General features: G+C 46.2%; 21 protein-coding genes. 11 read left to right on the top strand and 10 right to left on the bottom strand.

Annotated features, from left to right (window positions below; all coding sequences use genetic code 11):
* Positions 1-153 precede the first annotated feature (153 nt).
* Both P3C17_RS16640 and P3C17_RS16635 read right to left on the bottom strand, forming a co-directional pair.
* Positions 154-3192 (bottom strand): FAD-binding and (Fe-S)-binding domain-containing protein, encoded by a 3039-nt coding sequence (locus tag P3C17_RS16640; RefSeq protein ID WP_300930483.1) that lies wholly within the window; start codon positions 3190-3192, stop codon positions 154-156.
* 110 nt (positions 3193-3302) lie between these two features.
* Entirely contained in the window at positions 3303-3611 is a 309-nt protein-coding gene (locus tag P3C17_RS16635; RefSeq protein ID WP_300930482.1) for a hypothetical protein, read from the bottom strand.
* A 223-nt stretch (positions 3612-3834) separates the two neighbouring features.
* Between P3C17_RS16635 and P3C17_RS16630 the strand changes: the two genes are divergently transcribed.
* Positions 3835-4575, top strand: a complete 741-nt coding sequence (locus P3C17_RS16630; protein ID WP_300930481.1) for an alpha/beta hydrolase — start codon at positions 3835-3837, stop codon at positions 4573-4575.
* 65 nt (positions 4576-4640) lie between these two features.
* On the opposite strand, the gene P3C17_RS16625 is transcribed toward P3C17_RS16630, so the two are convergent.
* The 3 genes from P3C17_RS16625 to seqA all read right to left on the bottom strand — a co-directional run bounded on the left by P3C17_RS16625 (position 4641) and on the right by seqA (position 9514).
* On the bottom strand, positions 4641-7136 hold the full coding sequence (locus P3C17_RS16625; protein ID WP_300930480.1) for a glycogen/starch/alpha-glucan phosphorylase: 2496 nt from the start codon (positions 7134-7136) through the stop codon (positions 4641-4643).
* Positions 7137-7291: 155 nt separating this feature from the next.
* Positions 7292-8938 carry a phosphoglucomutase (alpha-D-glucose-1,6-bisphosphate-dependent) gene (pgm, locus tag P3C17_RS16620; protein ID WP_300930479.1) on the bottom strand — a complete coding sequence of 549 codons (1647 nt, stop codon included), beginning with the start codon at positions 8936-8938 and terminating at the stop codon, positions 7292-7294.
* Between the two features lie 9 nt (positions 8939-8947).
* Positions 8948-9514: a replication initiation negative regulator SeqA gene (seqA, locus tag P3C17_RS16615; RefSeq protein WP_300930478.1), complete on the bottom strand. Its 567-nt coding sequence runs from the start codon at positions 9512-9514 to the stop codon at positions 8948-8950.
* A gap of 246 nt (positions 9515-9760) precedes the next feature.
* Between seqA and P3C17_RS16610 the strand changes: the two genes are divergently transcribed.
* From P3C17_RS16610 to P3C17_RS16590, 5 genes are all read left to right on the top strand, one after another.
* Positions 9761-10522 carry an alpha/beta fold hydrolase gene (locus P3C17_RS16610; RefSeq protein WP_300930477.1) on the top strand — a complete coding sequence of 254 codons (762 nt, stop codon included), beginning with the start codon at positions 9761-9763 and terminating at the stop codon, positions 10520-10522.
* A 63-nt stretch (positions 10523-10585) separates the two neighbouring features.
* Entirely contained in the window at positions 10586-10783 is a 198-nt protein-coding gene (locus tag P3C17_RS16605; RefSeq protein WP_008897434.1) for a DUF2788 domain-containing protein, read from the top strand.
* Between the two features lie 14 nt (positions 10784-10797).
* Positions 10798-11070: a LexA regulated protein gene (ybfE, locus tag P3C17_RS16600; protein ID WP_008897433.1), complete on the top strand. Its 273-nt coding sequence runs from the start codon at positions 10798-10800 to the stop codon at positions 11068-11070.
* 12 nt (positions 11071-11082) lie between these two features.
* Positions 11083-11613, top strand: a complete 531-nt coding sequence (gene fldA, locus P3C17_RS16595) for a flavodoxin FldA (protein WP_233080899.1) — start codon at positions 11083-11085, stop codon at positions 11611-11613.
* 295 nt (positions 11614-11908) lie between these two features.
* Positions 11909-13114 (top strand): IS4 family transposase, encoded by a 1206-nt coding sequence (locus tag P3C17_RS16590; RefSeq protein WP_300930476.1) that lies wholly within the window; start codon positions 11909-11911, stop codon positions 13112-13114.
* A gap of 35 nt (positions 13115-13149) precedes the next feature.
* Here the strand turns inward: P3C17_RS16590 and P3C17_RS16585 are convergent, their stop codons facing one another.
* Positions 13150-13617, bottom strand: a complete 468-nt coding sequence (locus tag P3C17_RS16585; protein ID WP_300930475.1) for a DUF4442 domain-containing protein — start codon at positions 13615-13617, stop codon at positions 13150-13152.
* A 152-nt stretch (positions 13618-13769) separates the two neighbouring features.
* Here P3C17_RS16585 and fur point away from each other — a divergent pair, with 152 nt between their 5' ends.
* Positions 13770-14210, top strand: coding sequence for a ferric iron uptake transcriptional regulator (gene fur / locus P3C17_RS16580; protein WP_008897430.1), 441 nt, complete (start codon positions 13770-13772; stop codon positions 14208-14210).
* A 136-nt stretch (positions 14211-14346) separates the two neighbouring features.
* Here the strand turns inward: fur and P3C17_RS16575 are convergent, their stop codons facing one another.
* Positions 14347-15303: an ADP-ribosylglycohydrolase family protein gene (locus P3C17_RS16575; RefSeq protein ID WP_300930474.1), complete on the bottom strand. Its 957-nt coding sequence runs from the start codon at positions 15301-15303 to the stop codon at positions 14347-14349.
* 170 nt (positions 15304-15473) lie between these two features.
* Positions 15474-17849 (bottom strand): phosphoenolpyruvate synthase, encoded by a 2376-nt coding sequence (ppsA, locus tag P3C17_RS16570; protein ID WP_300930473.1) that lies wholly within the window; start codon positions 17847-17849, stop codon positions 15474-15476.
* Positions 17850-17988: 139 nt separating this feature from the next.
* Between ppsA and P3C17_RS16565 the strand changes: the two genes are divergently transcribed.
* Positions 17989-18798 carry a pyruvate, water dikinase regulatory protein gene (locus P3C17_RS16565; protein ID WP_300930472.1) on the top strand — a complete coding sequence of 270 codons (810 nt, stop codon included), beginning with the start codon at positions 17989-17991 and terminating at the stop codon, positions 18796-18798.
* Here the strand turns inward: P3C17_RS16565 and P3C17_RS16560 are convergent.
* Both P3C17_RS16560 and P3C17_RS16555 read right to left on the bottom strand, forming a co-directional pair.
* Positions 18795-19886 carry a 2-dehydropantoate 2-reductase gene (locus P3C17_RS16560; protein ID WP_300930471.1) on the bottom strand — a complete coding sequence of 364 codons (1092 nt, stop codon included), beginning with the start codon at positions 19884-19886 and terminating at the stop codon, positions 18795-18797. The genes P3C17_RS16565 and P3C17_RS16560 overlap by 4 nt on opposite strands.
* Positions 19870-21219 (bottom strand): 3-deoxy-7-phosphoheptulonate synthase class II, encoded by a 1350-nt coding sequence (locus tag P3C17_RS16555; RefSeq protein ID WP_008897426.1) that lies wholly within the window; start codon positions 21217-21219, stop codon positions 19870-19872. Before P3C17_RS16555 ends, P3C17_RS16560 begins: the two co-directional genes overlap by 17 nt.
* A 234-nt stretch (positions 21220-21453) precedes the next feature.
* On the opposite strand from P3C17_RS16555, the gene P3C17_RS16550 reads away from it, so the two are divergent.
* Genes P3C17_RS16550 through P3C17_RS16540 form a run of 3 tightly spaced genes read left to right on the top strand, consistent with a single transcriptional unit; the run spans position 21454 to position 25204 of the window.
* Entirely contained in the window at positions 21454-22368 is a 915-nt protein-coding gene (locus tag P3C17_RS16550) for an AAA family ATPase (protein WP_300930470.1), read from the top strand.
* 8 nt (positions 22369-22376) lie between these two features.
* A complete protein-coding gene (locus P3C17_RS16545; RefSeq protein WP_300930469.1) occupies positions 22377-23312 on the top strand; it encodes a DUF58 domain-containing protein in 936 nt (311 codons plus the stop codon).
* Positions 23306-25204, top strand: coding sequence for a DUF3488 and transglutaminase-like domain-containing protein (locus tag P3C17_RS16540; RefSeq protein ID WP_300930468.1), 1899 nt, complete (start codon positions 23306-23308; stop codon positions 25202-25204). The genes P3C17_RS16545 and P3C17_RS16540 overlap by 7 nt, the downstream gene beginning before the upstream one ends.
* The last annotated feature ends 8 nt before the right edge of the window (positions 25205-25212 follow it).

The raw sequence follows: 25212 nt of genomic DNA, 5'->3' as shown, positions 1-25212 counted from the left end.
ACTTTGGGTCATTCATAATTGAGCAACCTGATAAAAAAGCTAATGCATAGCATAGCCCAGCGGCATAAACCTTAGCTGAACTTGATGACTTTTAGTGGAAGTGTAAATCAGATGGAGCAGGCTTTGGGCCTGCCCCAGCAGCAACAGAATAAGCTAGAGTAACAACAACAGTTGCTGTAGCGGATGTTTAGGTTTAACGCCTTCTAAACGTTTCACCTGGCTGCGACAGGAAAACCCTGTCACCAGCACCTGAGCAGCCCCGGTGTTTTGCACATTCTGCTGCCAGCTCATCTCGTATAAGGTCTTGCTGTTGTCAAAATTCTGCGCTTCGTGACCATAAGTACCGGCCATACCACAGCAACCCACAGACAAAGCTTTGAGCTCTAATCCGGCTTTGGCATAGATCTGTTTCCACTGATTTTCTGTCGATGGCAAGGCGGTTTTTTCGGTGCAATGGGCAAGCAAGCTAAAGCTCTGTCGACTCGCAACTGCTGGCAGCTCTTGTTTTACCAGCCATTCGTGGAATAAGTCCACCTGATAGTCACCACGCTGCGAGCCTAAAGCTTTGACATATTCATCCCGATACACCAGCACTAAAGAGGCGTCCAGCCCTACCAGCGGCGCACCTAAAGCGGCCACCTGATTTAAAAAGTCAGAGGCAGTTTTCGCAGTTTTGGCAAAATCGCGTAAAAAGCCTTTGACGTGCTGGGGTTTGCCATTGGGTAAAAAAGGTAATAACACAGGGCGAAAACCCAGTTTTTCAATCAGCTTCAGCGCATCAGCCACTAAATCAGCTTCGTAGAAGCTGGTAAACGGATCCTGCACCAACAGCACCAGTTTTTGCTTTTCAGTCTCTGGCAAGGCTTGCAGGGCTGTTAAATCAAAGTGGTACTGGCCCTCAACCCTTTGTTTTAAGGTCGGGACTGATAATTGCGGTGTATCAACATAGCCCACCGTCTTTTTCAGCAATGCGGCCATCCAGCTTTGCTGCAGGAAAAAGTTCACTACTTTCGGCATACTGGCCAGCAAAGGCGCTGAGCGTTCAATATTGCCGACCAGATAATCTTTGGCGGGTCGTAAGTAGCGGCTATGGTACAGCTGAATAAAACGGGCCCTGAAGGATGGCACATCCACTTTAATAGGACATTGACCAGCACAGGCTTTACAGGCCAGACAGCCTTCCATTGCTTCCATCACTTCATGTGAAAAATCATACTGGCCTTGTTTTTTCTGCCAGCTGTTTTTGATTTTGCCAACTATACCCGACAGCGTCTGGGATTTATTTAGCAGCTCTTGCTCCTGCGCCAGTACATCCACGCCCTGATTACTCATTAAGCGTAGCCATTCGCGCATTAAACCAGCCCTGCCTTTTGGACTATGGCGCCTGTCTTTCGTGACCTTACTGGACGGGCACATGGGGGAATTTTCTTCGTAGTTAAAACAGAGGCCATTGCCGTTGCAGTTTAAGCTGCTGTCGAAACTGTCTTTTACCACCACTGGAATTTGGCGATCGTAAAAACCACGTTTGACATCATCGACACTGACTAACTGTTCTGTGCTGTCGATAGGAGTACAAATTTTGCCAGGGTTTACCCTGTTAAATGGGTCAAACGCTGTTTTGATTTTACGCAGTTCGGTAAATAAAACCTCACCAAAAAACTCCGGGCCATATTCACTGCGATAACCTTTGCCATGTTCGCCCCACATCAGGCCGCCGTATTTAGCCGTCAGTTTTACCACCTGATCGGAGATAACGCGTAACTGCTTTTCCTGCTCCGGGTCACACATATCCAGGGCTGGACGCACATGCAGCACCCCGGCATCAACATGACCAAACATGCCATAGGCCAGACCGTGACTGTCGAGTAAGGCTCTGAATTCCATAATAAAATCAGCCAGATTTTCAGGAGGAACTGCGGTATCTTCGGTAAAAGGAATAGGCTTTTTGCTGCCTTTGGCGTTGCCCAAAAGGCCCACTGCCTTTTTACGCATCGCATAAATTTGGGTGATGGCGTTGTTGTCAAAGGTTAGCTGATAGCCAATAATGCCCGACTCGCCGTTTGCAACAGAGTGCTGCAAGCGAGCTTCTAATTGCTGAACCTTTTGCGCCATATCCGCTTCGTCTTCAGCATTGTATTCGACCATATTCAGGCCCAGCATAGTTTTGCCAGGCACGTCTTCAATAAAGTCTTTTACCTGATGCCAGATAATATCGTTGCGGGCTAAATCCAGCACTTTGCTGTCAACAGTTTCCACTGAGGTCGCCTGTGCAGCCACCAAAAATGGTGCATTACGCAGCGCACTTTCAAAGCTGTCGTACTTCACATTCACCAAACATTTGTATTTGGCTATAGGCGTAATATTGAGTTTGGCTTCGGTCACAAAACCTAAGGAGCCTTCAGAACCGGTAATAATGCGGGACAAATCAAACTGGGTTAAGTTCTCGTTAAACACATGCTCTAAGTCATAACCGGTTAAAAAGCGGTTTAAGCGAGGAAAAGTTTTTAGAATATCAGCGCGAAAATCACGGCAACTGGATAACACCTGGCGATACACCCGGCCAATGCTGTCCTGCCGCTCGGCCAGTTGCTCTGCTTCAGCTACTGGCATCACATGAGTGTGCAGCGCTGTGCCATCAATCAGCACAGTATCGAGAGATAACACATGATCACTGGTTTTTCCGTAGACCAAAGAGCCCTGACCTGAAGCGTCTGTGTTGATCATACCGCCTATAGTGGCGCGGTTTGAGGTGGATAAATCCGGAGAGAAGAAAAAACCATAAGGTTTTAAAAAGGCATTCAACTGATCTTTAATCACACCAGCCTGCACTCTGACCCAGCGCTCTTCCACATTAATCTCAATAATTTCACGCATATGGCGGGATAAATCCACCACAACTGCCGAAGTTAAAGCCTGACCATTAGTGCCGGTACCACCACCACGAGGGGTAAATTTTATGCCGCTAAAACTCACCGTCTGAGACAAAGAACAAATGAGCTGCACATCAGCAGCAGATTTCGGTAATARCACCGCTGCAGGCAGTTGCTGATAGACGCTGTTGTCTGTAGCTACGGCTAAACGGCTGGCATAACTGACTTCAATATCGCCGGTAAAACCAGCAGCTGTTAAGGCAGTGACATAAGCCTGTACCTGGGGATTAAGTGTTTCTGTCGCAGTTAACTTCGGGATCATAGGACGCACCAGATTTAGAACTGGGCCGAGTATACCAAAGCGCCGGATAGATGGTCAGGGCGTAGGTAAAAAATTACTGTCTTTCCAAAGCCCTGATGTACATCTGTGGGTTAATTGTCGCTTTTACGTTCCAGCACTTCACCTTCAATCACCCGGCCTGAAGCGTCTGAGCTTCTGCCTTGTTGTTGCTGTTGCGCCTGCTCAAAAAACGATTTGCCTTGTTTACGCAGTTGATGCCTTTTGTATAAAAACACTGGAATAAGTAACCAGCTCAGCATCAGTACAAAAAGTAACACACCCATGGCAAACACCAGCATGATGCCGGCCACCAGCCAAAGCAGAACACGGCTGAGGAAACTGCCCTGCTGTTTCTGACGGAATAAGGCCTGCCATTGTTGGGCTTGCTGTTGATAATTCATCTGTTCATTCTCTTCTAAACGCCTCAATCAGGCCTGATTAGGTAATTGGGGCAATTATTTCGAATTACAACACCGCAAGATCAGATACTGAGCGTTGATTTGTAACTAACTATAACTAACTTTACCTCACCCAAAAAAGATATATTGTTATGACATTATATCTAATGTAGCTTGTTGTTTGTACAGCTTGTGCATGTGCAATTCACTAACATTGGAGGTATAAATGAAAATAACAACGTTGTTAAGTGCTTTAACCTTGCTGGTGGCGTCCTGTGGTGCTTTTGCAGGAGGTCAAGGAACCGTCTTGGCTGAAGCCTGGACTGCAATGGAGACCGACAGTGCAGTCCAAGTCAATGATAAGTGGGACTACATTCGCTTTTTACCTGWAGAGAGTACCGCGCGTAAATCCGTCTGCTTTGCCTTTTACCCTGGTGGTTTTATTAGCCCCTATGCCTATGCTCCCTATACAAGAGCCTTAGCTGAAGCCGGTTATATCAGCTTTATTTTGAAAGTACCAGTGGGATTCGCACTGTTGGAAATAGATGCGGCTGATGACGCTAAAAAGGATACTCATGCCATTGCCCACTGTTCAGCCTTTGTTGTAGGCGGACACTCAGTAGGTGGTGTGGCAGCGGTTGAATACATAGTAGATAACCCTGAAGATGGCCTGGTATTGCTTGCATCCTATCCACAAGACTCTACATCCATCGCTACGAGCAACACAATAGTCAGCAGTATTTACGGTACCAATGATTGTCAAACGACATTAGAAGACATTGATAATTCGACAGATAACTTGCCTTCAGCTACCACGACTTACCTTGAAATTACCGGAGGAAACCATCCGCAGTTTGGCTGGTATACCGACAGTACGACCGGCGAGTGTGCAGCAACCATCAGTCAAGCCGGGCAGGCTGCCATTTTTATTAATGAAACTCTGCGTGTGCTTGGTTTATTTGAATAACAGCGTTGCGTTTTACCGCATAAAAAAGCCCGGAAAACCGGGCTTTTATTCACTGAAAACAGTTTTTACTGCTGAGTGATCTTACAAGCATCCAGTTTCCAGACTTTTTCTACATAGTCTTCAATAGAACGATCCGAAGTAAATTTACCCATCAGTGCAGTGTTCAGAATGGCTTTTCTCGCCCAGCCTGCCTGATCACGATACCAGCCTTCCACTTTCTCTTGTGCTTTAACGTAGGACTGGAAATCGGCCAGTACTAAGTACGGGTCACCACCTTCCAGTAAGCTGCGTTTAATAGCCGACAGCTCGCCTGGTTTACCCGGCGTGAAGTAGTCGGTTTCCAGCCAATCCAGAATGGCTTTGATTTCGGTATCCTGATAATAATAATCCCAGCTGTGATAGCCTTTGGCTTGCAGCGCTTTCACTTCATCGACAGTTAAACCGAAGATGGAAATATTATCAGCCCCTACTTCCTCAGCAATCTCAATATTAGCGCCATCCAGCGTACCTACAGTGATAGCGCCGTTTAACGCCAGCTTCATATTACCTGTACCAGAAGCTTCTTTACCTGCGGTAGAGATTTGCTCTGACACATCAGCAGCAGGGATCATTTTTTCTGCCAGGGTGACACGGTAATTTGGCATAAAGACCACTTTCAGACGGTTTTTAACCCGTTTGTCGTTGTTGATCTTCTCAGCCACTTTGTTGATGGCGTAAATAATTTCTTTGGCCAGCTTGTAACCAGGAGCTGCTTTAGCGCCAAACAGGAATACACGTGGCACCATGTCGTAATCCGGGTTTTGCAGAATACGACGGTACAGTGCCAGAATATGCAACAGGTTCAGATGCTGACGTTTGTATTCATGCAACCTTTTGATTTGAATATCAAAAATTGCATGAGGGTCGATACTGATATTGGTCAGCTTTTTCACTACAGTAGCTAAATCAGCCTTGTTTTGCTGCTTAATCGCCATAAAGGCGTCCTGAATGGCAGGATCATCAGCAAAAGCAGCAAATTTATTCAGTTGTGTTAAATCACGTGGCCATTCATCGCCAATGGTTTCATCCAGCAATTTAGCTAAACGTGGGTTACAGGCTTTTAACCAGCGACGAGGCGTGACACCGTTGGTGACGTTGGTGAATTTATCCGGCCACAAGGCCACCATTTCCGGGAATAAGTCAGATTTCACTAAATCCGAGTGGATTTGCGCTACGCCGTTGACACGGAATGAACCGACGACAGACAAGTGACCCATACGCACCATAGGATCATGGCCGTCTTCGATAATAGATAACTTGTGTTTTTTGTCGTTATCACCTGGCCATAACACATCCACCTGCTCTACCAGGAAACGACGGTTGATTTCGTAAATAATTTCTAAATGGCGTGGCAATACTTTTTCAAATAAACGCACTGACCATTTTTCCAGAGCCTCTGGTAACAAGGTATGGTTGGTATAGGCAAATACATGCTGACAAATATTCCAGGCATCATCCCAGCTCATTTCTGCACGGTCGACCAGAATACGCACCAGTTCAGGAATAGCCACTGCAGGGTGAGTGTCATTCAGCTGAATAGCCACTTGCTCCGGGAATTTGCTCCAGTCGTCGCCATTAGCGCGCTTATAACGACGAATAATGTCTTTTAGCGAGCATGAGCAGAAGAAGTACTGCTGAATTAAGCGTAATTCTTTACCTGCATCAGTTTCATCGTTTGGATACAAGACCTTAGAAATGGTTTCAGCTTCGATGTTCTGACGCGCTGCATCAATGTAGCCGCCTGAGTTAAATACGTCCCAATTGAAGAAATCACTGGCACGGCTTTCCCACAAACGCAGCACGTTAACTGAACTGCCCTGATAACCCACCACTGGAATGTCCCAAGGCACACCCTTGATAATACGACCAGGGTGCCAGACTTTTTTCATTTTGCCTTGTAAGTCATAAGTGGTTTCGACATAACCGTACACCGAGATTTCCTGCACAGACTCAGGGCGGCAGATTTCCCATGGATTGCCGTATTCACGCCAGCTGTCCGGACGTTCAATCTGACGACCGTCAGAGAATTCCTGTTTAAATAAACCGTGCTCGTAATGAATACCATAACCAATGGCTGGATAATTTAAGGTGGCCATAGAGTCAATAAAGCACGCAGCTAAACGGCCTAAACCGCCGTTGCCTAAAGCCATATCTTCTTCCTGATCTTCCAGATCAGCAATATTTAACCCCAGCTCTGCCAGCGCAACTTTAGCTGCATCATAAACACCAATGTTGTGCAGGTTGTTACTGAATAACCGGCCCATTAAATATTCAAGGCTAAAATAATGAATAGCGCGGGTATTTTGTTGGTAGTGAGTACGCTGGGTATTACGCAAACCATCGTACACATATTCGTTGACCGCAGCGCAGGTTGCACGCCACCAGGCCTGTGGGCTGGCTTTGTTGACATCAGTGCCAAGGCTGCCATGTAAATGTTTAATAATGCTGTTTTTTAATTCTTCCGTGCTCGGAAGAGCTGCAATAGCCACTGAGGCTTTTGCCTTTGAAGTCGTTTTTTTCATTGCCAAATCCCGGTTTGATGAGCGGTGAGCCGCTTTTTTTTATAACTGTAGTTGTAGAAAAATTACAAAAATGGCGGGCAATAGTCAAGAATTTGCGGAAATAAAGCCTGTTATCGTAATTTTATTACAACGCGATAACAGGCTATCTCCGGTGCTTAAATTGTCGCAAACACCGCGTCCACAAAGGCTTTGGCGTCAGATTCAAGCTGCATTAAATGCTTTTGATCAACAAAACTCTCTAAGTAAATTTTGTAACTGTTTTCTGTACCAGAAGGACGCGCAGCGAACCAGCCATTTTTCGTAACGACCTTCACCCCACCAATACTGGCGTTATTTCCTGGTGCTTTTGTAAGCACTGCCAGTATAGGATCACCTGCCAATACTGTCTGCTGAACACTGCTGACATCCAGATTTTTCAGCGCTGTTTTTTGCTCCGCTGAAGCAACCGCATCCAGACGACGATACAAAGGCGAACCAAATTCTTTGGTTAATGCCTGATACTGCTGATAAGGATCCACTCCGGTTTTTGCCAGCATTTCCGCTGCCAGTAAACCTAAAATAAAACCATCTTTATCAGTTGACCAGACAGTGCCATCAAACCGCAGGAAACTGGCCCCTGCACTTTCTTCACCACCAAAAGCTACAGTGCCCTGGTGCAGCCCATCGACAAACCATTTAAAACCAACCGGCACTTCGTATACTTTGCGACCACGGCCTTCTGTCACTCTGTCTATTAGCGCAGAAGACACCAGAGTTTTGCCTATGGCTAAGTCGGTGGACCATAAAGGCCTGTTGCTCAATAAATAGTTAATGGCTACAGCCAGATAATGGTTCGGATTCATCAGGCCACCACTTCGGGTCACTATGCCGTGGCGGTCGAAGTCAGGATCGTTGCCTATAGCTACATCAAACTGATCTTTGAGCTGAATAAGATTTGCCATGGCATACGCAGAGGAGCAATCCATACGGATTTTGCCGTCTTTATCCAAAGGCATAAAGCTAAAAGCCGGGTCAACGCGTTCATTCACTACTGTGATATTCAGACCATAAGTTTTGGCAATCACAGGCCAAAATGCTATGCCTGAACCACCTAAAGGGTCGACCCCTATTTTAACGCCAGCTTTGGCAATAGCTGCCATATCAATCACATTCGCCAAGTCATCGACATAAGGCTGAACATAATCGATCTGTACACACAAAGGCGACGCCAGCGCAGCTTCATAACTCAGTTTTTGGACTCCAGCTAAGGCATTGGCTAACAAGGTGTTAGCCCGTTTTTGGATCCAATCAGTTGCGTCGGTATCGGCTGGTCCACCATGAGGCGGATTGTATTTTATGCCACCATCTTCTGGCGGATTATGGGATGGCGTAATAATCAGACCGTCAGCTAAGTCCGACGTACGGCCTTTGTTGTACCCTAAAATAGCGTGCGAAATCACAGGGGTTGGCGTGAAACCGCCGTCCTGTTGAATGCGGGTTTCAACACCATTGGCAATCAAGACTTGCAAGGCAGTAACAAAAGCAGCTTCAGACAAAGCGTGAGTGTCTTTACCCAAAAACAAAGGGCCGCTAAAACCTTGCTGCTTACGATACTCAGCAACAGCCTGCACTATGGCCAGAATATGAGCTTCATTAAAGGACTTCAGTAAAGCCCCACCTCTGTGGCCTGAAGTGCCAAAACTAACCTGCTGACTGATAACAGCCACATCAGGGCTCAGGCTGTAATAGGCAGCTATCAGCTGAGCTATATTAGGTAACATGGCGGCCGGAGCTGTTTGCCCAGCCAGCGGATGTAACGACATAAAAACTCCTTATAACAAATCGCGGATCCGTTCAACCTCAACAGAGCTATAACCTAATTTGCTGGCAACTTCAGTCAGCATCATTTTTTTACGGGTCGTGTTGGAATTGGTGATCACCCAAAAGTCTGTATTTGGGATAGGTTTAGGGTTAGTACTGCTACCAGCTTCCAATAAGGAGGCCTCAGACTGGCCAAAATAAAGTCTGTTACGGCCTTTAATTTCCAGCACCTGCGCAAAGTCACCACGGTGAGCGCGGGATAATGCCGATAAAATAAACAAAAACCGGCCTACTACACTTTGCTCAGCTGACAAATCCTGTGGACTGATAAAATCAAAAACTGAACCTGATTTTTCCGCTGGTGCTGTAGATACCTCAATCTTGTCCACTGCAACTTCTGGTGCAACTTCTACTGCTTTTTTAGTCACACTTTTTGCGACCGGTACAGCAGGAGCCTGTGCTTCGGTCAGGCTGGCAATCAGTAAACGGCGCAGAATATCAGAGGCGCTTTCACCAATCTGTTGAGTCTGACTGGCGATAAATTGATAAAGATCGTCATCTATTTCGATGGTTTTCATGAAGTTAGTCCGCGTTTTTGAAAATGAATCCATTATATACCCTTCGTACTTGAAGCTGCAGCTTTGTTGACTGCGCTCTTCGCCCCAGTCACATAGGACAACTATGCTCCTGGGGTCTCAATCACTTGTCGCCTCCCTGCAACACCAATTACTTTGGGTATACACAGAGGTAGTCGCTGACGCCAGCCAGCTGTTTTGATACCATGCTCTATGTCGTTAATTCGGGTCGTTAAATCGGAAACAATAATGATATTAAATACCGAGATCACAGGCCAGGGTCAAGCAATTGTATTGATCCACGGCCTATTTGGCAGTTATGAAAACCTGGGTGTTATTGCCCGTGCTCTGGCCGGACAATGGCAAGTGGTCAATCTCGACATGCGTAATCATGGTCGATCTGACTGGCACGATAGCATGTCCTATGCACTGATGGCAGAGGATATCAAAGATACTCTTGATCATTTGGGTTTGGATCAGGTGGTGTTATTAGGCCATTCAATGGGTGGCAAAGTCTCGATGGAATTTGCACTGCACTATCCGGACAGAGTCAGTAAACTCATTCTGGCTGATATATCGCCAGTACAAAACAGACCACGCCACCTGGAGATTTTATCGGCGCTGGATGCTATTGATTTAAATAGCCTGCAAAGCAGGCAAGAAGCAGATCAGCAACTGGCTTTAACTATTTCGGAAACTGGTGTGCGGCAGTTTCTGCTAAAAAGTTTGTATAAAGAAGAAAATCAGTTCCGTTGGCGCTTTAACCTCAAGGCCCTGATTGCTAATTATCAGCAGTTACTGGAAGCGCCCGCCAGCAAGGGCCCTTACCCTGGACCGACGCTCTTTATAAAAGGCTCGGAGTCTGACTACCTGCTGCCGGAACATCAGAGCCAAATCACTACACTGTTTCCGCAGAGCAGAGCAAAAATCATTATGGGCACAGGACACTGGCTACACGCAGAAAAACCTGTCGCTTTCGCGAAAATAGTCACCGACTTTTTATTGAGTTAACGCAACTAATTCCCAATAAAATTGTGCTATAGTGCGCGCAATTTTTTGGGGCTAAGAGTCATTATGAATATTGAACAGTTTGAGACCTTAGGTCTGTTTCTGGGTGTAGGTGCCCTCTATCTGTTTATTGTGATGGCCATCTGGGATGTACTTAAAAAAAGTAACGCTCCTCGTTTTGGCAAAATTTTTGTGTGGTTAGTGCTGTTTTTATCACCGGCAGCTTTTTTAGCTAAAGTGATTTTTGAGTATTTTGTCGAATAAAAGAGGTGCGCGACATGGCTAAGATAGCCACAGATCGCACGACAATAGATTTGTTTGCGCATGAAAAGCGCCCTGGCCGGCCAAGGACTAATCCTTTACCACGGGAAGAACAGTTAAAGCTGAACAAGCGCAATCAAATCAAACGCGATCGAAGTAAAGGTTTAAAGCGTATAGAGTGCAAAGTGTCTGAACAGTTGTATCAACAGTTGAGTTTGTCTGCAGAGCAGCAAAATATGACACGTAGCGCCTATATTGAATGGGTTTTAGAACAAGCGTTGACCAGGTAGAAGGCGAAAGTTATGGCAACTGTAGGTATATTTTTTGGTAGCGATACAGGTAACACTGAACATATCGCAAAAATGATTCAAAAAGAGCTGGGCAAACATTTGTTTGATGTGATGGATATTGCCAAAAGCACAAAAGAACAAATTGCCGGTTATGATTTGTTGCTGTTAGGTATCCCGACATGGTATTACGGTGAAGCCCAGTGTGACTGGGACGACTTTTTCCCTGAGCTGGAAAATATCGACTTTACCAATAAGTTAGTGGCTATTTTTGGTTGTGGTGATCAGGAAGATTACGCCGAGTATTTCCTGGACGCTATGGGGACTCTGCGTGACATTATTGAGCCTAAAGGCGCTATTCTGGTTGGTCAGTGGCCAACCAAAGGCTACAACTTTGTCGCTTCTAAAGCACTGGCAGACAATGACCATTTTGTCGGTTTGGGCATAGACGAAGACCGTCAGCCTGAATTAACAGAACAACGAGTCAAGCAATGGTGTAAACAGATTTATGATGAACTGAGCTTAAAAGAGCTGGAGAATCTGTAACCTGCCGGGGTCAGAGTCATCGACTCTGACCCCACGTTGTTGCTGCACCAAATCCAGATTTTAAGATCTCCGTGAAAATCCGATATATCTCCTAAACTATCGAGCAATAGCTTACATTGACTTCGATTTTAATCTGAATTCGATATAGGGGTCAGAGCTGAAGCTCTGACCCTGAGGTATCCCCACAAAAATATGAGTAAAATCATAGGGGTGGTACAAAAAAAGAAGTGAGAAGGAACATTCATGGTGTTCGGTGATCAGATCTATCGCCAAACAAACCTACCAAGGAAGCACCATGAATGTTCGTCACATGCTAACCAATTTCCTCCACTGTGTCACACCCTCAATGCACAAAGTGCGCAGACAATCTCTGGAAAACTGCATCCTCAGTGCTGCGATGAAGAACCATCTGACGGTGACTTCGCTAGGGCGTGGTATTGGCACAAAAGCCTATGAAAAACATCGGATTAAAAGTGCAGACCGCCTGCTTTCCAATCTGAATTTACACCACGAAATCCCTGATATTTATCGACAAATCAGTCGGTTATTCTTGAGTGGCCTTGAGCAGCCCGTACTGCTGGTCGATTGGTCAGATATGGAACCAGAGCAAAAGAACTTTCTGCTTCGCGCCGCTTTAGTGTGCCAGGGGCGTTCTATCACTGTGTACGAAGAGGTTCATCCTCTTGAGCGAAAAGACAAGCCTGCGACACACCGTCAATTTCTGGATAACCTGGAAAGTATTATTCCATCGTCATGCACACCTATCGTGGTGACCGATGCTGGATTCCGAGGACCTTGGTTCAGGCAACTCCTTGAACTAGGATGGAATTACATCGGGAGAGTACGCAACCAAACTCAATTTGCGACAACGCAGCATGACTGGCAGTCATGCAAGTCGCTGTATGAGAAGGCAAGTGAAAAAGCGCTCTGGTTCAATGGGGTCATGCTGGCGAAGACCAATCCGATGGAGACCGCACTCGTGCTGTATAAGGGGGCTGCAAAAGGGAGGCATGCCTACAACCGCAATGGTGAGCCCAGACGTAGCAAAGTGAGTTTAAAAGCAGCAAAGGGAGCGGACGAGCCTTGGTTATTAGCCACCTCACTTTCTGTTGAAAACGCAGGCCAGGCCAATGCTATCGTGAAACGATATGGTGCCAGAATGCAGATAGAAGAAAGCTTCAGAGACCATAAATCCGAGCGATTTGGACTTGGGATGAATATGCATAAAACGAGGAAAACTCAACGACTTAGAGTGTTAGTCTTGATAGGGACTTTATCCTGCATTTATCTCCACCTGCTGGGTTTACTGGCGAGAGATGCGGGTTTGGCACGACGATTCCAGGCCAATACAGAGAAGCGTCGTCATGTATTGAGCTGTGTTTTTTTAGGAGCACGAATACTGGCAACGGGAGAGGAAGATATGGATGTAGAACACGAGTTTGGAGTAATCGAACGGTTCAGACAGTATACTGCTGAGTATGCTGTCTGCTGGGCTGCTTAATGAAAAGTTCGTGGGGATCCCTCAGGCTCTGACCCCTAGTCACGGTACTTAGGTTTTTTACGAATATACACCTTACGTTTTACCTCGCATACCAACTCACCTTTACTGTCTTTTACATGCACGACAAAATCAGGAAAATATTTCTCCCCTGCTTCGGTTTGTTGTTTGATATGTTCAAGCTCAGTATCTGTCAGTAAAAACTCAGCCATTAATTTGCCACGCCCCGGCGTGATGTAATTAATATCCGCCTGTTTATCCCAGACCATATACTCTTTCCCCAAAGTACCCATCAGCATCAGTGGATAAATAGGATCGGTCATCGCAAACATAGAACCACCAAACTGGCTGCTATTGATGTTACGAGTCCAGGGCCTGTTTTTTAGCTCCACCTTGCAGTATCTGTAGTCCTCTGCTAATTCCACAACCTTGATGCCACTGAAAAAAAATGGCGGCCACAAGTTTAATAAATGCCGCATCACGGCAGGATTAAATGCCCAACGCATAACAACCTCTGGTAAGACCTGTTTAGCAGGATTCTAACGCCTTGTTTGTGCTTTGTCTGCGCTTTGCTGGTATTAAGAGGCAGATTTATAGGTTGCTTCTGTTGGTAATGGCCTTATAATCATTTGAAATTCAAGAAAGAGTAGAAGAGTCCATGTCAGATCATAATACCGAATTACGTAAAGCAGGCCTTAAGGTCACACTGCCACGAGTGAAGATCCTCGATATTTTGCAGGACCCCAATCATCAGCATATCAGTGCCGAAGATGTGTATAAGATTTTGCTGGAATTAGGTGAAGATATTGGCTTGGCTACTGTGTACCGCGTATTAAACCAATTTGATGATGCAGGCATAGTCACTCGTCATCACTTTGAAGGTGGTAAGTCAGTCTTTGAATTAAGCCGCATTGATCACCACGATCATCTGGTCTGCTTAAACTGCGGTAAAGTTATCGAGTTTGAAGATGACGACATTGAACGCAAGCAATTAGAAATTTCAGAGAAAAACGGTATCAAGCTGACACACCACAGTTTGTATCTGTACGGTGAATGCGTGGATAAAAAGTCCTGTGAAGAAACCCGTAACAGCAAATAAGTCGATGAATTAGTTGCACTGTTACATCGCCGAAAATGTGCTCCTGCATTTCCGGCATACCGTACGTCCTGTACATCGCCGAAAACATGCTCCTGCATTTCCGGCATACCGTACGTCCTGTACATAAAACCGGCTGCTATGCCGGTTTTTTTGTGCCTGTTAAAATCTGCTCCGTTAAGTATTCCACTTCATTAGCCCAGCAGCACTCTGGCCGTGGTTGACGCACGCCAAACTGACCTTTGAGTGGTCTGCAGTGGGTAATAGCATTTCGCAGTAATTCCGGCACTTCTGCCACACCATAACAGGCGCCTAACAACGCGCCTGCCACTGCAGCATTATTGGCCGTATCTCCGCCCCTTTTGATGGTATCGAACATAGCATCCAGGTAATCCTGCGCGTATAGCAGCTGCCAGATCGCATTCTGAAAACAGACCAGCACAGGAGTGTCAGACAGCTCAAAGTCTGTGGGTGGCATAAACAGAGCCTGATCAATAACACGGATAATACGTTTATCCACTTTAAGCTGTGATGCCCAGTCTTTGATCAATTGATACAGTTCATCAGCACTGCAATCATTCTCCAGCACATGGCCTAGCGCCATCACATACAAACCACTGATTTGCTGACAAAGCATATTCGGGTGCGTCAGCGCTGTATCGGCCATAGCCCATGCAGCGAGCTGAGGTAAAGACTGATATGGCACCATCAAAGCCACAGGCGCTACACGAGCTAAAGCTGTAGTGGCAGCAGACTCATCATCCTGTTCAGATAACAGAGCGCGTTTTAATTCGTCCGGTACGGCAAAAGGTTCAGTTCTAAGCCAATATTCATAAGCTTGCCAGGCCCCCTCCTCCTGATATTCACCGTAATGCGCTAATAAGCGGCACAACAATACCGAGAGTTCGCCACTGTCTGTCGCTTGTCCTGACAAGGTTTGCCACGGGTTTTGCAGCAAAATTTCTGTAAGTTCAAAGCTCAGGCGCTCATCCCTTTCGTTTTGCTCTAAGCCTTCAACAGCGGAGCCCAAAACTTCTCCGGCCAATAAGCCATACATCAAACCAAGCGCTTTGGATTTGAGCACCGGGTCGCTCATGCAGACCTCCGTAGGATTAAAGCCTTAAGCGGCGAATTTTTATGCATAGTTAATTTATAAGGTATTGCAGCAAAGAAGCCAAGTACTTCGCTTTAAAATCAATTAAATAGCTAATTTCCCAAAAAGAAAAAGCCAGCATCAAGGCTGGCTTTTGGTTCTATCAGCTTAACTTACTGACCGTATTTTTCCGCCAGATACAACCAGGTTTCCAATACGGTATCCGGGTTTAATGACACTGAATCTATGCCCTGATCCATCAGCCATGCAGCAAAGTCTTCGTGATCCGAAGGGCCCTGACCACAGATACCCACGTATTTGCCTTTGGCTTTGGCGGTTTGAATCGCCATAGACAACAGCTTTTTAATAGCAGGGTTACGTTCATCAAACAGATGCGCTATTAAACCACTGTCGCGATCCAAACCTAAGGTCAGCTGGGTTAAGTCATTTGAGCCGATGGAGAAACCATCAAAGTACTCAAGGAACTCTTCTGCCAGTAAGCAGTTCGATGGCAATTCACACATCATAATAACTTTTAAGCCATTATCACCGCGTTTTAAACCATGAGCTTCCAGCAGTTCAATCACAGCCTTGGCTTCTTCCAGTGTGCGAACGAATGGGATCATCACTTCCACATTGGTAAAGCCCATCTCGTTACGAACCCGTTTTAAGGCTTCACATTCCATGGCAAAACAGTCGCGGAAATCTTCAGAGATATAACGCGACGCACCACGGAAACCAATCATCGGGTTTTCTTCGTGTGGCTCGTACTGACGACCACCGACCAGGTTGGCGTATTCGTTTGATTTAAAGTCGGACATCCGCACTATCACCCGCTCTGGCGAGAAAGCCGCTGCAAGCGTAGAAATACCCTCAACCAGCTTCATAGTGTAAAACTCAACCGGAGAGCTGTAACCTGCCATCATCTGACTGATGGTGGCTTTCAGCTCATCGGTTTGAGCATCAAAGTTCAGCAGCGCTTTAGGGTGCACACCAATCATACGGTTGATAATAAATTCCAAACGGGCCAAACCAATACCGGCATGAGGCAACTTGGCAAAGGAAAAAGCACGCTCAGGGTTACCGACGTTCATCATAATTTTCATCTTCAGCGCTGGCATTTTGTCTACACGTGAGGTCATCACGTCAAAACCTAAAATACCCTCGTAGACAAAACCCGTGTCGCCTTCGGCGCAGGACACTGTGACTTCCTGACCATTTTTGATTTTTTTGGTGGCATCGCCACAACCCACTACAGCTGGAATACCCAATTCACGCGCAATAATAGCGGCATGGCAGGTACGGCCACCACGGTTAGTCACAATGGCAGAAGCACGTTTCATGATAGGTTCCCAGTCCGGGTCTGTCATGTCGGTGACTAATACATCACCTGGCTGAATTTGATCCATATCGGCGATGCTGGCCAATACCTTGGCTTTACCTGAACCAATTTTATGACCTATGGCACGACCTTCCACAACCACAGCCGCTGTGCCTTGCAGTTGGAAGCGTTCCATCTCGTTGCTGTCTTCACGGCTACGCACCGTCTCAGGACGAGCCTGAACTATATACAGCTTCCCGTCCTGACCATCTTTAGCCCATTCGATGTCCATGGCGCGGCCATAGTGCTTTTCGATGATAATGGCTTGTTTCGCCAGTTCCTGCACTTCAGCGTCAGTCAGTGAAAACTTCTGACGATTTGCCGCAGGCACATCTTCGATGACCACTTGTTTGCCATGGCTTAAGTCTTTTGAGTACACCATCTGCAGCAGCTTGCTGCCTAAATTACGGCGCACCACAGCAGGACGACCCGCCATCACTGTAGGTTTATGCACATAAAACTCGTCAGGGTTGACTGCGCCCTGCACTACCATTTCACCTAAACCATAAGAGGACGTGATAAAGACCACATCTTCAAAACCTGATTCAGTGTCAATACTGAACATCACGCCTGAGGCGGATAAGTCTGAACGCACCATACGCTGAACACCAGCAGACAGAGCCACACCGCGGTGGTCATAGCCCTGATGTACACGATAAGAAATAGCACGGTCATTAAATAAAGAAGCAAATACGTGTTTAATGGCTTCGATGACAGAAACATAACCACGGACGTTTAAAAAAGTTTCCTGCTGACCAGCAAAAGAAGCATCCGGCATATCTTCAGCTGTGGCTGATGAACGCACTGCAAAGGAGACATCTTCAGCACAATCGTGTTGCAGCTGTTGATAGGAAGTTTGAATGGCTTGCTCAAATTCAGCCTGAAATGGCGTATCAATTACCCATTGGCGAATTTGCGCACCAGCTTTTGCAAGGGCATTTACATCATCAACGTTGAGGCCGTCCAACACTTGATAAATACGCTCGTTAAGACCACTCTGTTCAAGAAATTGATTAAAGGCATAAGCTGTAGTGGCAAAACCACCCGGAACTTGTACCCCTGCATTTGCCAGGTTACTGATCATTTCACCCAATGAAGCATTTTTACCACCAACGCGAGGAACGTCGTGCATGCCCAGGTCCTGGTACCAAACAACGAATTCTTGCACAATGAGTCTCCAATTTTTGTTGCAGGTTATGTAAGCTTACATGACGAGCCACATAAGCAAGCCAATTCTACACTGGCACCAAAGTTAAATAAAACCTTAATTTTTAATGTAATTTAATAACGACAAAATGGAGAAAAGCGTGAGAACAGCCTTTTATATATCTGATGGCACAGGCATTACTTCCGAAGTGTTCGGACACGCTCTGCTGTCACTGTTTCCGGCCGAATTTGACCATGTCACCATCTCTTTTGTTGAAACTGCAGAGATCGCATTACAAGCCAAACAACGGATAAACGATCGTTATAAAACTACCGGAATTCGCCCTTTGATTTTTCAGACCTTTGTCGATGAAGAATTACGGCAGATCATTAACAGCAGCGATGGGGTCTGTTATGACTTTTTAAATGCCTTTATTGAGCCTATGCAAAAAGAATTAGGCATAGCGGCTATGCCAAAAACCCACCGCACCCACAGCATTCATGAAAAAACTTATGATTTTCGTATTGATGCAGTGAACTACGCATTGGCGAATGACGATGGAGTGAATTTAAAAGAGTACGCCAAGGCAGATATTATTTTAGTAGGCGTCAGTCGCTCTGGTAAAACCCCAACCAGTTTGTATCTGGCTTTGCAGTACGGCATTAAAGCGGCCAACTACCCTTTTGTGCAGGAAGATATGGATATGCTGCGGTTGCCGCCTGAACTTAAGGCGCAAAAAGGCAAACTCTTTGGCCTGACCATTACCCCTGAACGTTTAAGCAAAATCCGTGAACAGCGTCGCCCAGGCAGCAAGTATGCGTCATTACGCCAATGCAAACTGGAGCTGGATGAAGTAGAAGCTTTGTATCAGAAAGAAAAAATTCCTTTTCTAAATTCGACTCATTTATCCATTGAGGAAATTTCGGCGAAAATTTTGTCGCAAACCGGTTTAAAACGTCAAAAGTATTAAGTTTTTTCGCTGCCGCTGGCCTCTTGCAGTAACTGCAGTGCATGCAAGGGGCAAAGGCGGATCGGTTCGCCTTGTTCTTTACGTTTTACCAACTGCACCAGCAATCTGTTAACTGGCGCATCCAGCTTCAGTTGTTCAGCCAAAGTGACAACAGCGCCATTGAGAAAGTCGATTTCAGTGGCTTTGCCTGCTTTAAGATCATCCCACATGGAAGAACGCGCATCAGGGGATATGGCCAGCATTTTTTTTGCCAGTCGCTTGAATAACCAGTTGGGGCTTTGTAACAACAACGGAATGTAGCTGTTAGGAATGCTGGTGTAAGAGTAGGTATCAATCTGAAGACGGCGGCATAAATCCAGCAGCTCACGCATGGCTGCTGCCAGTAATCGCCGGTAAGGTCGTTGTAACAATTGCTGCTGTAATGGAATATCAGATAAAGCGTTAATGGCATTGTTCAGGTTGAGCAACAATTTGCCAAACTCAGCCGCTTTCATACTGTCTTGTTGTTTTGACTTGATGCCCTGACGTTCCAACTGCGTCAGGGCAGCCAAAATGCGTACATCGGCAGTCTGTTGYCAAATCATGTCCGAACCCGTAGTGCGGGCATAAAAGCCAGGGCTTATTTTCACCACATTAAATGGCACTATGGCACGGATCACTGTCTGAGTTAAAAACTGCTGATACAATGGCCTGATCGCCACACCATTTTGCAAAGCGACGACTATGCAATCGGCCGAAAGATGATACACAAGCTGGGGTAAGACTAATTCCAGATCCAACGCTTTGACTGTAACCAGCACCAGATCTGCACTACGAAGCACTTCAAGTTCAGTATAAACAGCAGGTGATGCAAGCCGATAACAGGCGCCATTTAAATCCTGAGCTGTTAAACCATAAGCTGCAGCTTCAAGCGCCATTCTTTCGCGCCCGATAAAAAACACTTCAAAAGCAGGAGACTGAGAAAGCATGGTGCCGAGGTAACAACCTATAGCACCAGCTCCAACTATGGCAACACGCAGAGGAGCTGAACTGCTGGCTGAAACATCAGACAGCAGTTCAGCAGTGGTATTTTTATTTGCGAACCGCACGAAGGGTATCTGCGATCAGGAAAGCCAGCTCCAGCACCTGATCTGAATTTAAGCGCGGGTCACATTGAGTGGTGTAACGCTTGCTTAAATCGTTTTCTGATAAGCCATAAGCGCCGCCCGTACATTCGGTGACGTTATCGCCTGTCATTTCCAGGTGAATACCACCGGCATGAGTGCCTTCCGCCTGATGCACCGCAAAGAAATAACGGATTTCACGCAAGATGGCTTCAAAATCACGGGTTTTGTATTCGTTACTGGCCTTGACTGTATTGCCGTGCATTGGGTCTGAACTCCAAACCACTTTACGGCCTTCGCGCTCAACCCGACGCACTAAAGCAGGTAATTTTTCAGCCAGCTTATCAGCGCCCATCCGGGTGATTAAGGTCAGACGGCCAGGAATGTTTTCCGGGTTTAACGCGTCAATTAAACGCAATAAATCCACTTCATCCATACCAGGGCCCACTTTCACACCCACAGGGTTTTTGATACCACGGAAAAACTCAATATGAGCATGATCCAACTGACGGGTACGCTCACCTATCCAGACCATATGGGCTGAACAGTCGTACCACTCACCTGTTAACGAATCGCGGCGAGTTAAAGCCTCTTCGTAGTTCAGCAGCAAGGCTTCATGCGAGGTATACAGAGAAGTTTCACGAATAGAAGGTGAATTTTCCGCCGTGATACCACAAATCTCCATAAAACGCAGCGCTTCCTGAATGCGCTGAGCAACATCCTGATAGCGGCCCTTCAGTGGATTTGCATCGACAAAACCCAGATTCCAGCGGCTGACCTGATGCAAGTCAGCTAATCCACCTTGTGCAAAAGCACGTAACAAATTTAAGGTAGCTGCAGAATGATGGTAAGCCGTCATTAAACGGTTTGGATCTGGCTTACGGGCTTCTGCTGTAAATTCAAAGCTGTTGACTATGTCACCACGGTAGCTGGGGTGAGATACACCAGCTATGGTTTCTAAATCGCTGGAACGAGGCTTGGCGTATTGGCCAGCCATACGTGCTACTTTGACTACAGGACAACCGCCGGCAAAGGTAAGTACCACAGCCATTTGCAGCAATACTTTAAAAGTGTCACGAATTTTTGGTGCATTAAAGTCACTAAAGCTTTCCGCACAATCGCCACCTTGCAGTAAAAATGCTTTGCCTTCAGCCACTTGTCCAAGCTGACTAAAGAGATCACGAGTCTCTTGCGCAAACACCAAAGGCGGATATTTGTGCAATTGCTGCTCAACAGTGCTGAGTAAAGCCTGATCATCGTAATGAGGTTGTTGTTGGATTGGAAAAGCTCGCCAACTTTGAGGCGTCCAGGTCGTCACTTTAAGTAGTCCTATAATTCTGAGTTGATAGTTAATGTCGCTAGGTTATTTATCCGCAGACAAAGTAAATTTATTGGCGGCTAAATTCAATGCTTAAATGAGTATATTGCGCTGAAATGTATAAATAGTCCGAAATTTATCGGCAAAAACACCCAGATGTCTAAACATCTGAAAATATCAAGCCTTTTTTAGCTGTGTTTTACTATTGAACACTGCGTTACACATGGAGCTTTTATGGCGGGAATTCAGGCTTTACAGCAGTTAGAGCAGAAGCTGAATCAGGTGATCTTAGGCAAACCTCAGGCGGTGCGATTGGCCTTGTGTTGTTTATTGTCTGAAGGCCATTTATTGATTGAAGATTTGCCAGGTTTAGGCAAAACCACCCTCGCCCATGCGCTGGCGTTAAGTTTGGGTGTTCATTACAAAAGAGTACAGTTTACTAATGATATGTTGCCTGCAGACCTGCTGGGACAATCGGTGTTTTTAAGAGACACTCAGGAGTTTCAATTTCGCAGCGGCCCTATTTTTAGTCAGATTTTGTTGGCCGATGAAATCAACAGAGCCAGCCCCCGCACTCAAAGTGCTTTACTCGAAGCCATGGAAGAAAAGCAGGTCTCTGTCGATGGATTATCTTATGCTTTGCCTAAGCCCTTTTTTGTTATAGCCACCCAAAATCCTTTGTTCCACGCCGGAACCAATGCCTTACCTGAATCACAACTCGACCGCTTTCTGATGCGCCTTGCCCTTGGCTTTCCGGATCTGCAGACCGAAAAACTAATTCTGCAGCAGGATCAGGGCCAATCCCGTTTAGAAGGTCTGAACCCTTGTCTTAACGAGCAGCAATTGCTGTTATTGCAACAGCAAGTGGTTCAGATCAAAGTCAGTGATGCCTTGCTTGATTATCTGCTAGCCTTGGTAACACAAAGCAGGCAGCAACAGGATTGCCTGCCACTTTCACCACGGGCAGCCAAAGCGTTACTAAGAGCCAGCAAAGCTTTTGCGTTAATGTCTGGTCGTCACTACGCCACAGCAGAGGATGTACAGCAGGTATTTCCTTCTGTGGCAGAACACCGGCTCAATCCTGGTTCCTCCAGAGACAACCAAAGCCTTAGTTTGCAATTACTGCGCAAGGTGCCTTGCCCTCTATGATGCTAAAGATGACAATGTGGCAAAAAATTAAGCAGAAACTCTGGCAGCGGTTTGATCGCTGGTTGGAGCAACGTCAGCCTGCCGCCACTGAACTCACCTTGCGTCAGCATTTGCTTTATGTCTTCCCCAGTACTTATGGTGCCTGGTTTGTGCTGCTGATCATCTTGTTATACGTCTTTGGCAGCAACTATCAAAACAACCTGATCCTGCTTTGCGCTTATCTGCTGCTGTCACTATTCTGTTGCTGCATTCTGGCCGCATTTTTTAATCTGTATAAATTACAGCTAAAAACCAGCCCACCTCTCACTATGCCGTTACACACCTATGCCAGTCAAAACCTGACTCTGAGCTTAGCCTTAAGCCATGCACAAGATAAAAAAATGCTGCTTTTTTCAGGTAACGAGTTTGAAGCACTTTTATTTGAAACTCTGCCCGAGCTGGTGCAGCTGGAGCTGTATCCACGTCCGCGGGGGTTTTATCAGCTACAACGCTTTAAGCTCGAGTCTTATTATCCTTTTGGTTTGATTCGGTGCTGGACCTATATTCAGTTGCAACAAGCTTATTGGGTGTACCCGACTCCCTCCGTATCAAAAAATAGTAATGCCGCGCCACGTCAGCAGATCCTCGATCAACCTGATCAACTGGCACCTTATCTGCCCGGTGATCCGGCTTCGAGCATCGACTGGAAACGATTAGCAAAAAATCCCTGGCAACCTGTGGTTCGGCAGAATTCAGAGTCCAGTACTCCTGCTTTACCTAAGACACTTATAGTCACTGCCACAGGTGCTGCTTTAGAGTTGCAGCTGTCAGATTTTTGCTTCTTGCTGCACCAGTATGAACAACAAGGCGAAAGTTACTGCCTGATCACTGCAACTGGCACCATTGGACCGGATCAGGGCCAGGCTCATTTGCATCGTTGTTTACAGGCCTTGGTCTTATGCTAAATCCGGCTTTTATTCCCACCGCCTTGCTGTTGCAACTGATGTTACTGGCGCTGTTGCAGGAGGGCTTAAGCTGGTGGTCCAGTCTGGTGCTGATTGGCATACTGCTGTTTAAATACATCAGCTTCAAAGCACAGCAAAAAGTCAGGATGATGACCATCAATGCACTGGCTGTTATGTTGTGCCTGTTGTTGCTTTCGCAGCTATGGCAACAGGATATGCAGGACTCCATGCTTCAGTTGTTGTTTTTTTCAGCCGCATTGCGGCTTTTTTCTATTCATTCTGAGCTCCAACACGCCAAAAAACTGCTGTGGGTGCAGTATTTTTTAATCACTACAGGCTTTATGTTGAATCAAAGTCTATGGTTTGCCAGCGCCGTGTTTTTGTTATTTTTCTGCAATTTGTATCTACATTACCTGCTGTTTGCTCCAGTGCAGCAACGACAATTTCGCTGGACCGACATTCGTTTGCTGCTTTGGGTGATGCCTTTGTGTATTGCTCTATTTGTATTGTTTCCGAGGTTACCGCCTTTATGGCAAACAGAACGCCAGCATCAGGCTCAAACTGGTTTGGCCGATGAGTTGTCGTTGGGAGGACTGGAAAGATTAGTGCAAAACGATAGCCTGGCATTCAGGGTTGAATTTGCAGATGAAAAACCTGCCCAGCATGAACTCTACTGGCGGGCCAAAGTATTTGAAACTTTTAATGGTCAGGACTGGCTACCCGATTTACAGCGTGCGTCACAGCCACCTTTGGCAACACCAGGACGCTATCGATATCAGCTGGTGGTTGAACCTCATTTTCAGCGTAGTCTGTTTAGTTTGGGCCAGGTCAGTCAACTGCAAGGACAAGTCCAGACTGTTGCTGCCGGTTTAATTGAAAGCCGCCAGCAAATCAGCAGACGTTTTTCTTATAGCCTGACCTCAAATGGTTCGGCTGTTGCCCAACAAAACCCAGAGGAAGCAAAACGCAATCTGGTATTGCGTCATACCAACCCGCAAGCCAGTGCGCTGGCGCACCAACTAAAACAACAACATAGAACGGCCTCCGGTTATGCACAGGCTTTATACCAGTACTTTGAACAGCAGCAATTTAGTTACAGTCTGCGCCCGCCCGTGCTAAACCAACAAGCTCAGGTGGATCAGTTTTTATTTCAGCATAAAGTGGGGTTTTGTGGTCATTATGCTTCTGCTGCGGCTTATCTATTTCGCGCTGCTGGTATTCCTGCCCGCGTAGTTGCAGGCTATCAGGGCGGCGTATGGCAGGCTCAAGGCGATTATCTGCAGGTATTACAAAAAGATGCTCATGCCTGGGTCGAGTATCTGGAAGATGGCTATTGGCGACGTTTTGACGCCACAGTCATAGTGGCACCGCTGCGTTTAACCCAGGGCTTATCTGATGCATTGTCTTTGTCTGAACGACAATTTTTAGACCAGTTTTTTCAACGTGGTGTTTTAGGTCACTGGCTGCAACAACTGGAATGGCTGGATTATTACTGGTCGGTGTGGGTACTGAGTTTTGATCAGACAGAGCAGCGTTTTATCTGGCATTATTTTAAAACTATGCCCTGGTTATGGATAGGCGGCAGCATCATGACTTCATTGCTATTGGTGCTGGTTATTTATCTTTGGCTACAGCGTAGCAACCAAAGCCAGAATGTTCTGTTACGACAACGCATACTGAAGGTACTGCGGCCTTATGGCGAAAAGGCGGATTATCAAAGTATGGAGTCTTACCTGCGTCAACTCATTCAACTTTATCCACTACAGGCGACAAAACTAAACGAACTCTTATCGGCTTATCAGCAGTTTGAGTTTGCAGAGCAGCTCGAGCAGTTGCAACAGTGTCGCAAACTGCTCCATCAATTGGCAAAACACAACAGTACTGTTGGTTAAACGTACTG

The organism is Rheinheimera sp. 1928-s (genome assembly GCF_029269265.1).
Lineage (GTDB): Bacteria > Pseudomonadota > Gammaproteobacteria > Enterobacterales > Alteromonadaceae > Pararheinheimera.
This window is presented reverse-complemented; position numbering and strand designations above follow the sequence as displayed.

Coding starts and splice junctions, on each gene's coding strand:
- P3C17_RS16635 (WP_300930482.1), bottom strand. CDS start 3,611: ATGAATTATCAACAGCAAGCCCAACAATGGCAGGCCTTATTCCGTCAG.
- P3C17_RS16625 (WP_300930480.1), bottom strand. CDS start 7,136: ATGAAAAAAACGACTTCAAAGGCAAAAGCCTCAGTGGCTATTGCAGCT.
- pgm (WP_300930479.1), bottom strand. CDS start 8,938: ATGTCGTTACATCCGCTGGCTGGGCAAACAGCTCCGGCCGCCATGTTA.
- seqA (WP_300930478.1), bottom strand. CDS start 9,514: ATGAAAACCATCGAAATAGATGACGATCTTTATCAATTTATCGCCAGT.
- P3C17_RS16610 (WP_300930477.1), top strand. CDS start 9,761: ATGATATTAAATACCGAGATCACAGGCCAGGGTCAAGCAATTGTATTG.
- P3C17_RS16605 (WP_008897434.1), top strand. CDS start 10,586: ATGAATATTGAACAGTTTGAGACCTTAGGTCTGTTTCTGGGTGTAGGT.
- ybfE (WP_008897433.1), top strand. CDS start 10,798: ATGGCTAAGATAGCCACAGATCGCACGACAATAGATTTGTTTGCGCAT.
- fldA (WP_233080899.1), top strand. CDS start 11,083: ATGGCAACTGTAGGTATATTTTTTGGTAGCGATACAGGTAACACTGAA.
- P3C17_RS16590 (WP_300930476.1), top strand. CDS start 11,909: ATGAATGTTCGTCACATGCTAACCAATTTCCTCCACTGTGTCACACCC.
- P3C17_RS16585 (WP_300930475.1), bottom strand. CDS start 13,617: ATGCGTTGGGCATTTAATCCTGCCGTGATGCGGCATTTATTAAACTTG.
- fur (WP_008897430.1), top strand. CDS start 13,770: ATGTCAGATCATAATACCGAATTACGTAAAGCAGGCCTTAAGGTCACA.
- P3C17_RS16575 (WP_300930474.1), bottom strand. CDS start 15,303: ATGAGCGACCCGGTGCTCAAATCCAAAGCGCTTGGTTTGATGTATGGC.
- P3C17_RS16550 (WP_300930470.1), top strand. CDS start 21,454: ATGGCGGGAATTCAGGCTTTACAGCAGTTAGAGCAGAAGCTGAATCAG.
- P3C17_RS16545 (WP_300930469.1), top strand. CDS start 22,377: ATGACAATGTGGCAAAAAATTAAGCAGAAACTCTGGCAGCGGTTTGAT.
- P3C17_RS16540 (WP_300930468.1), top strand. CDS start 23,306: ATGCTAAATCCGGCTTTTATTCCCACCGCCTTGCTGTTGCAACTGATG.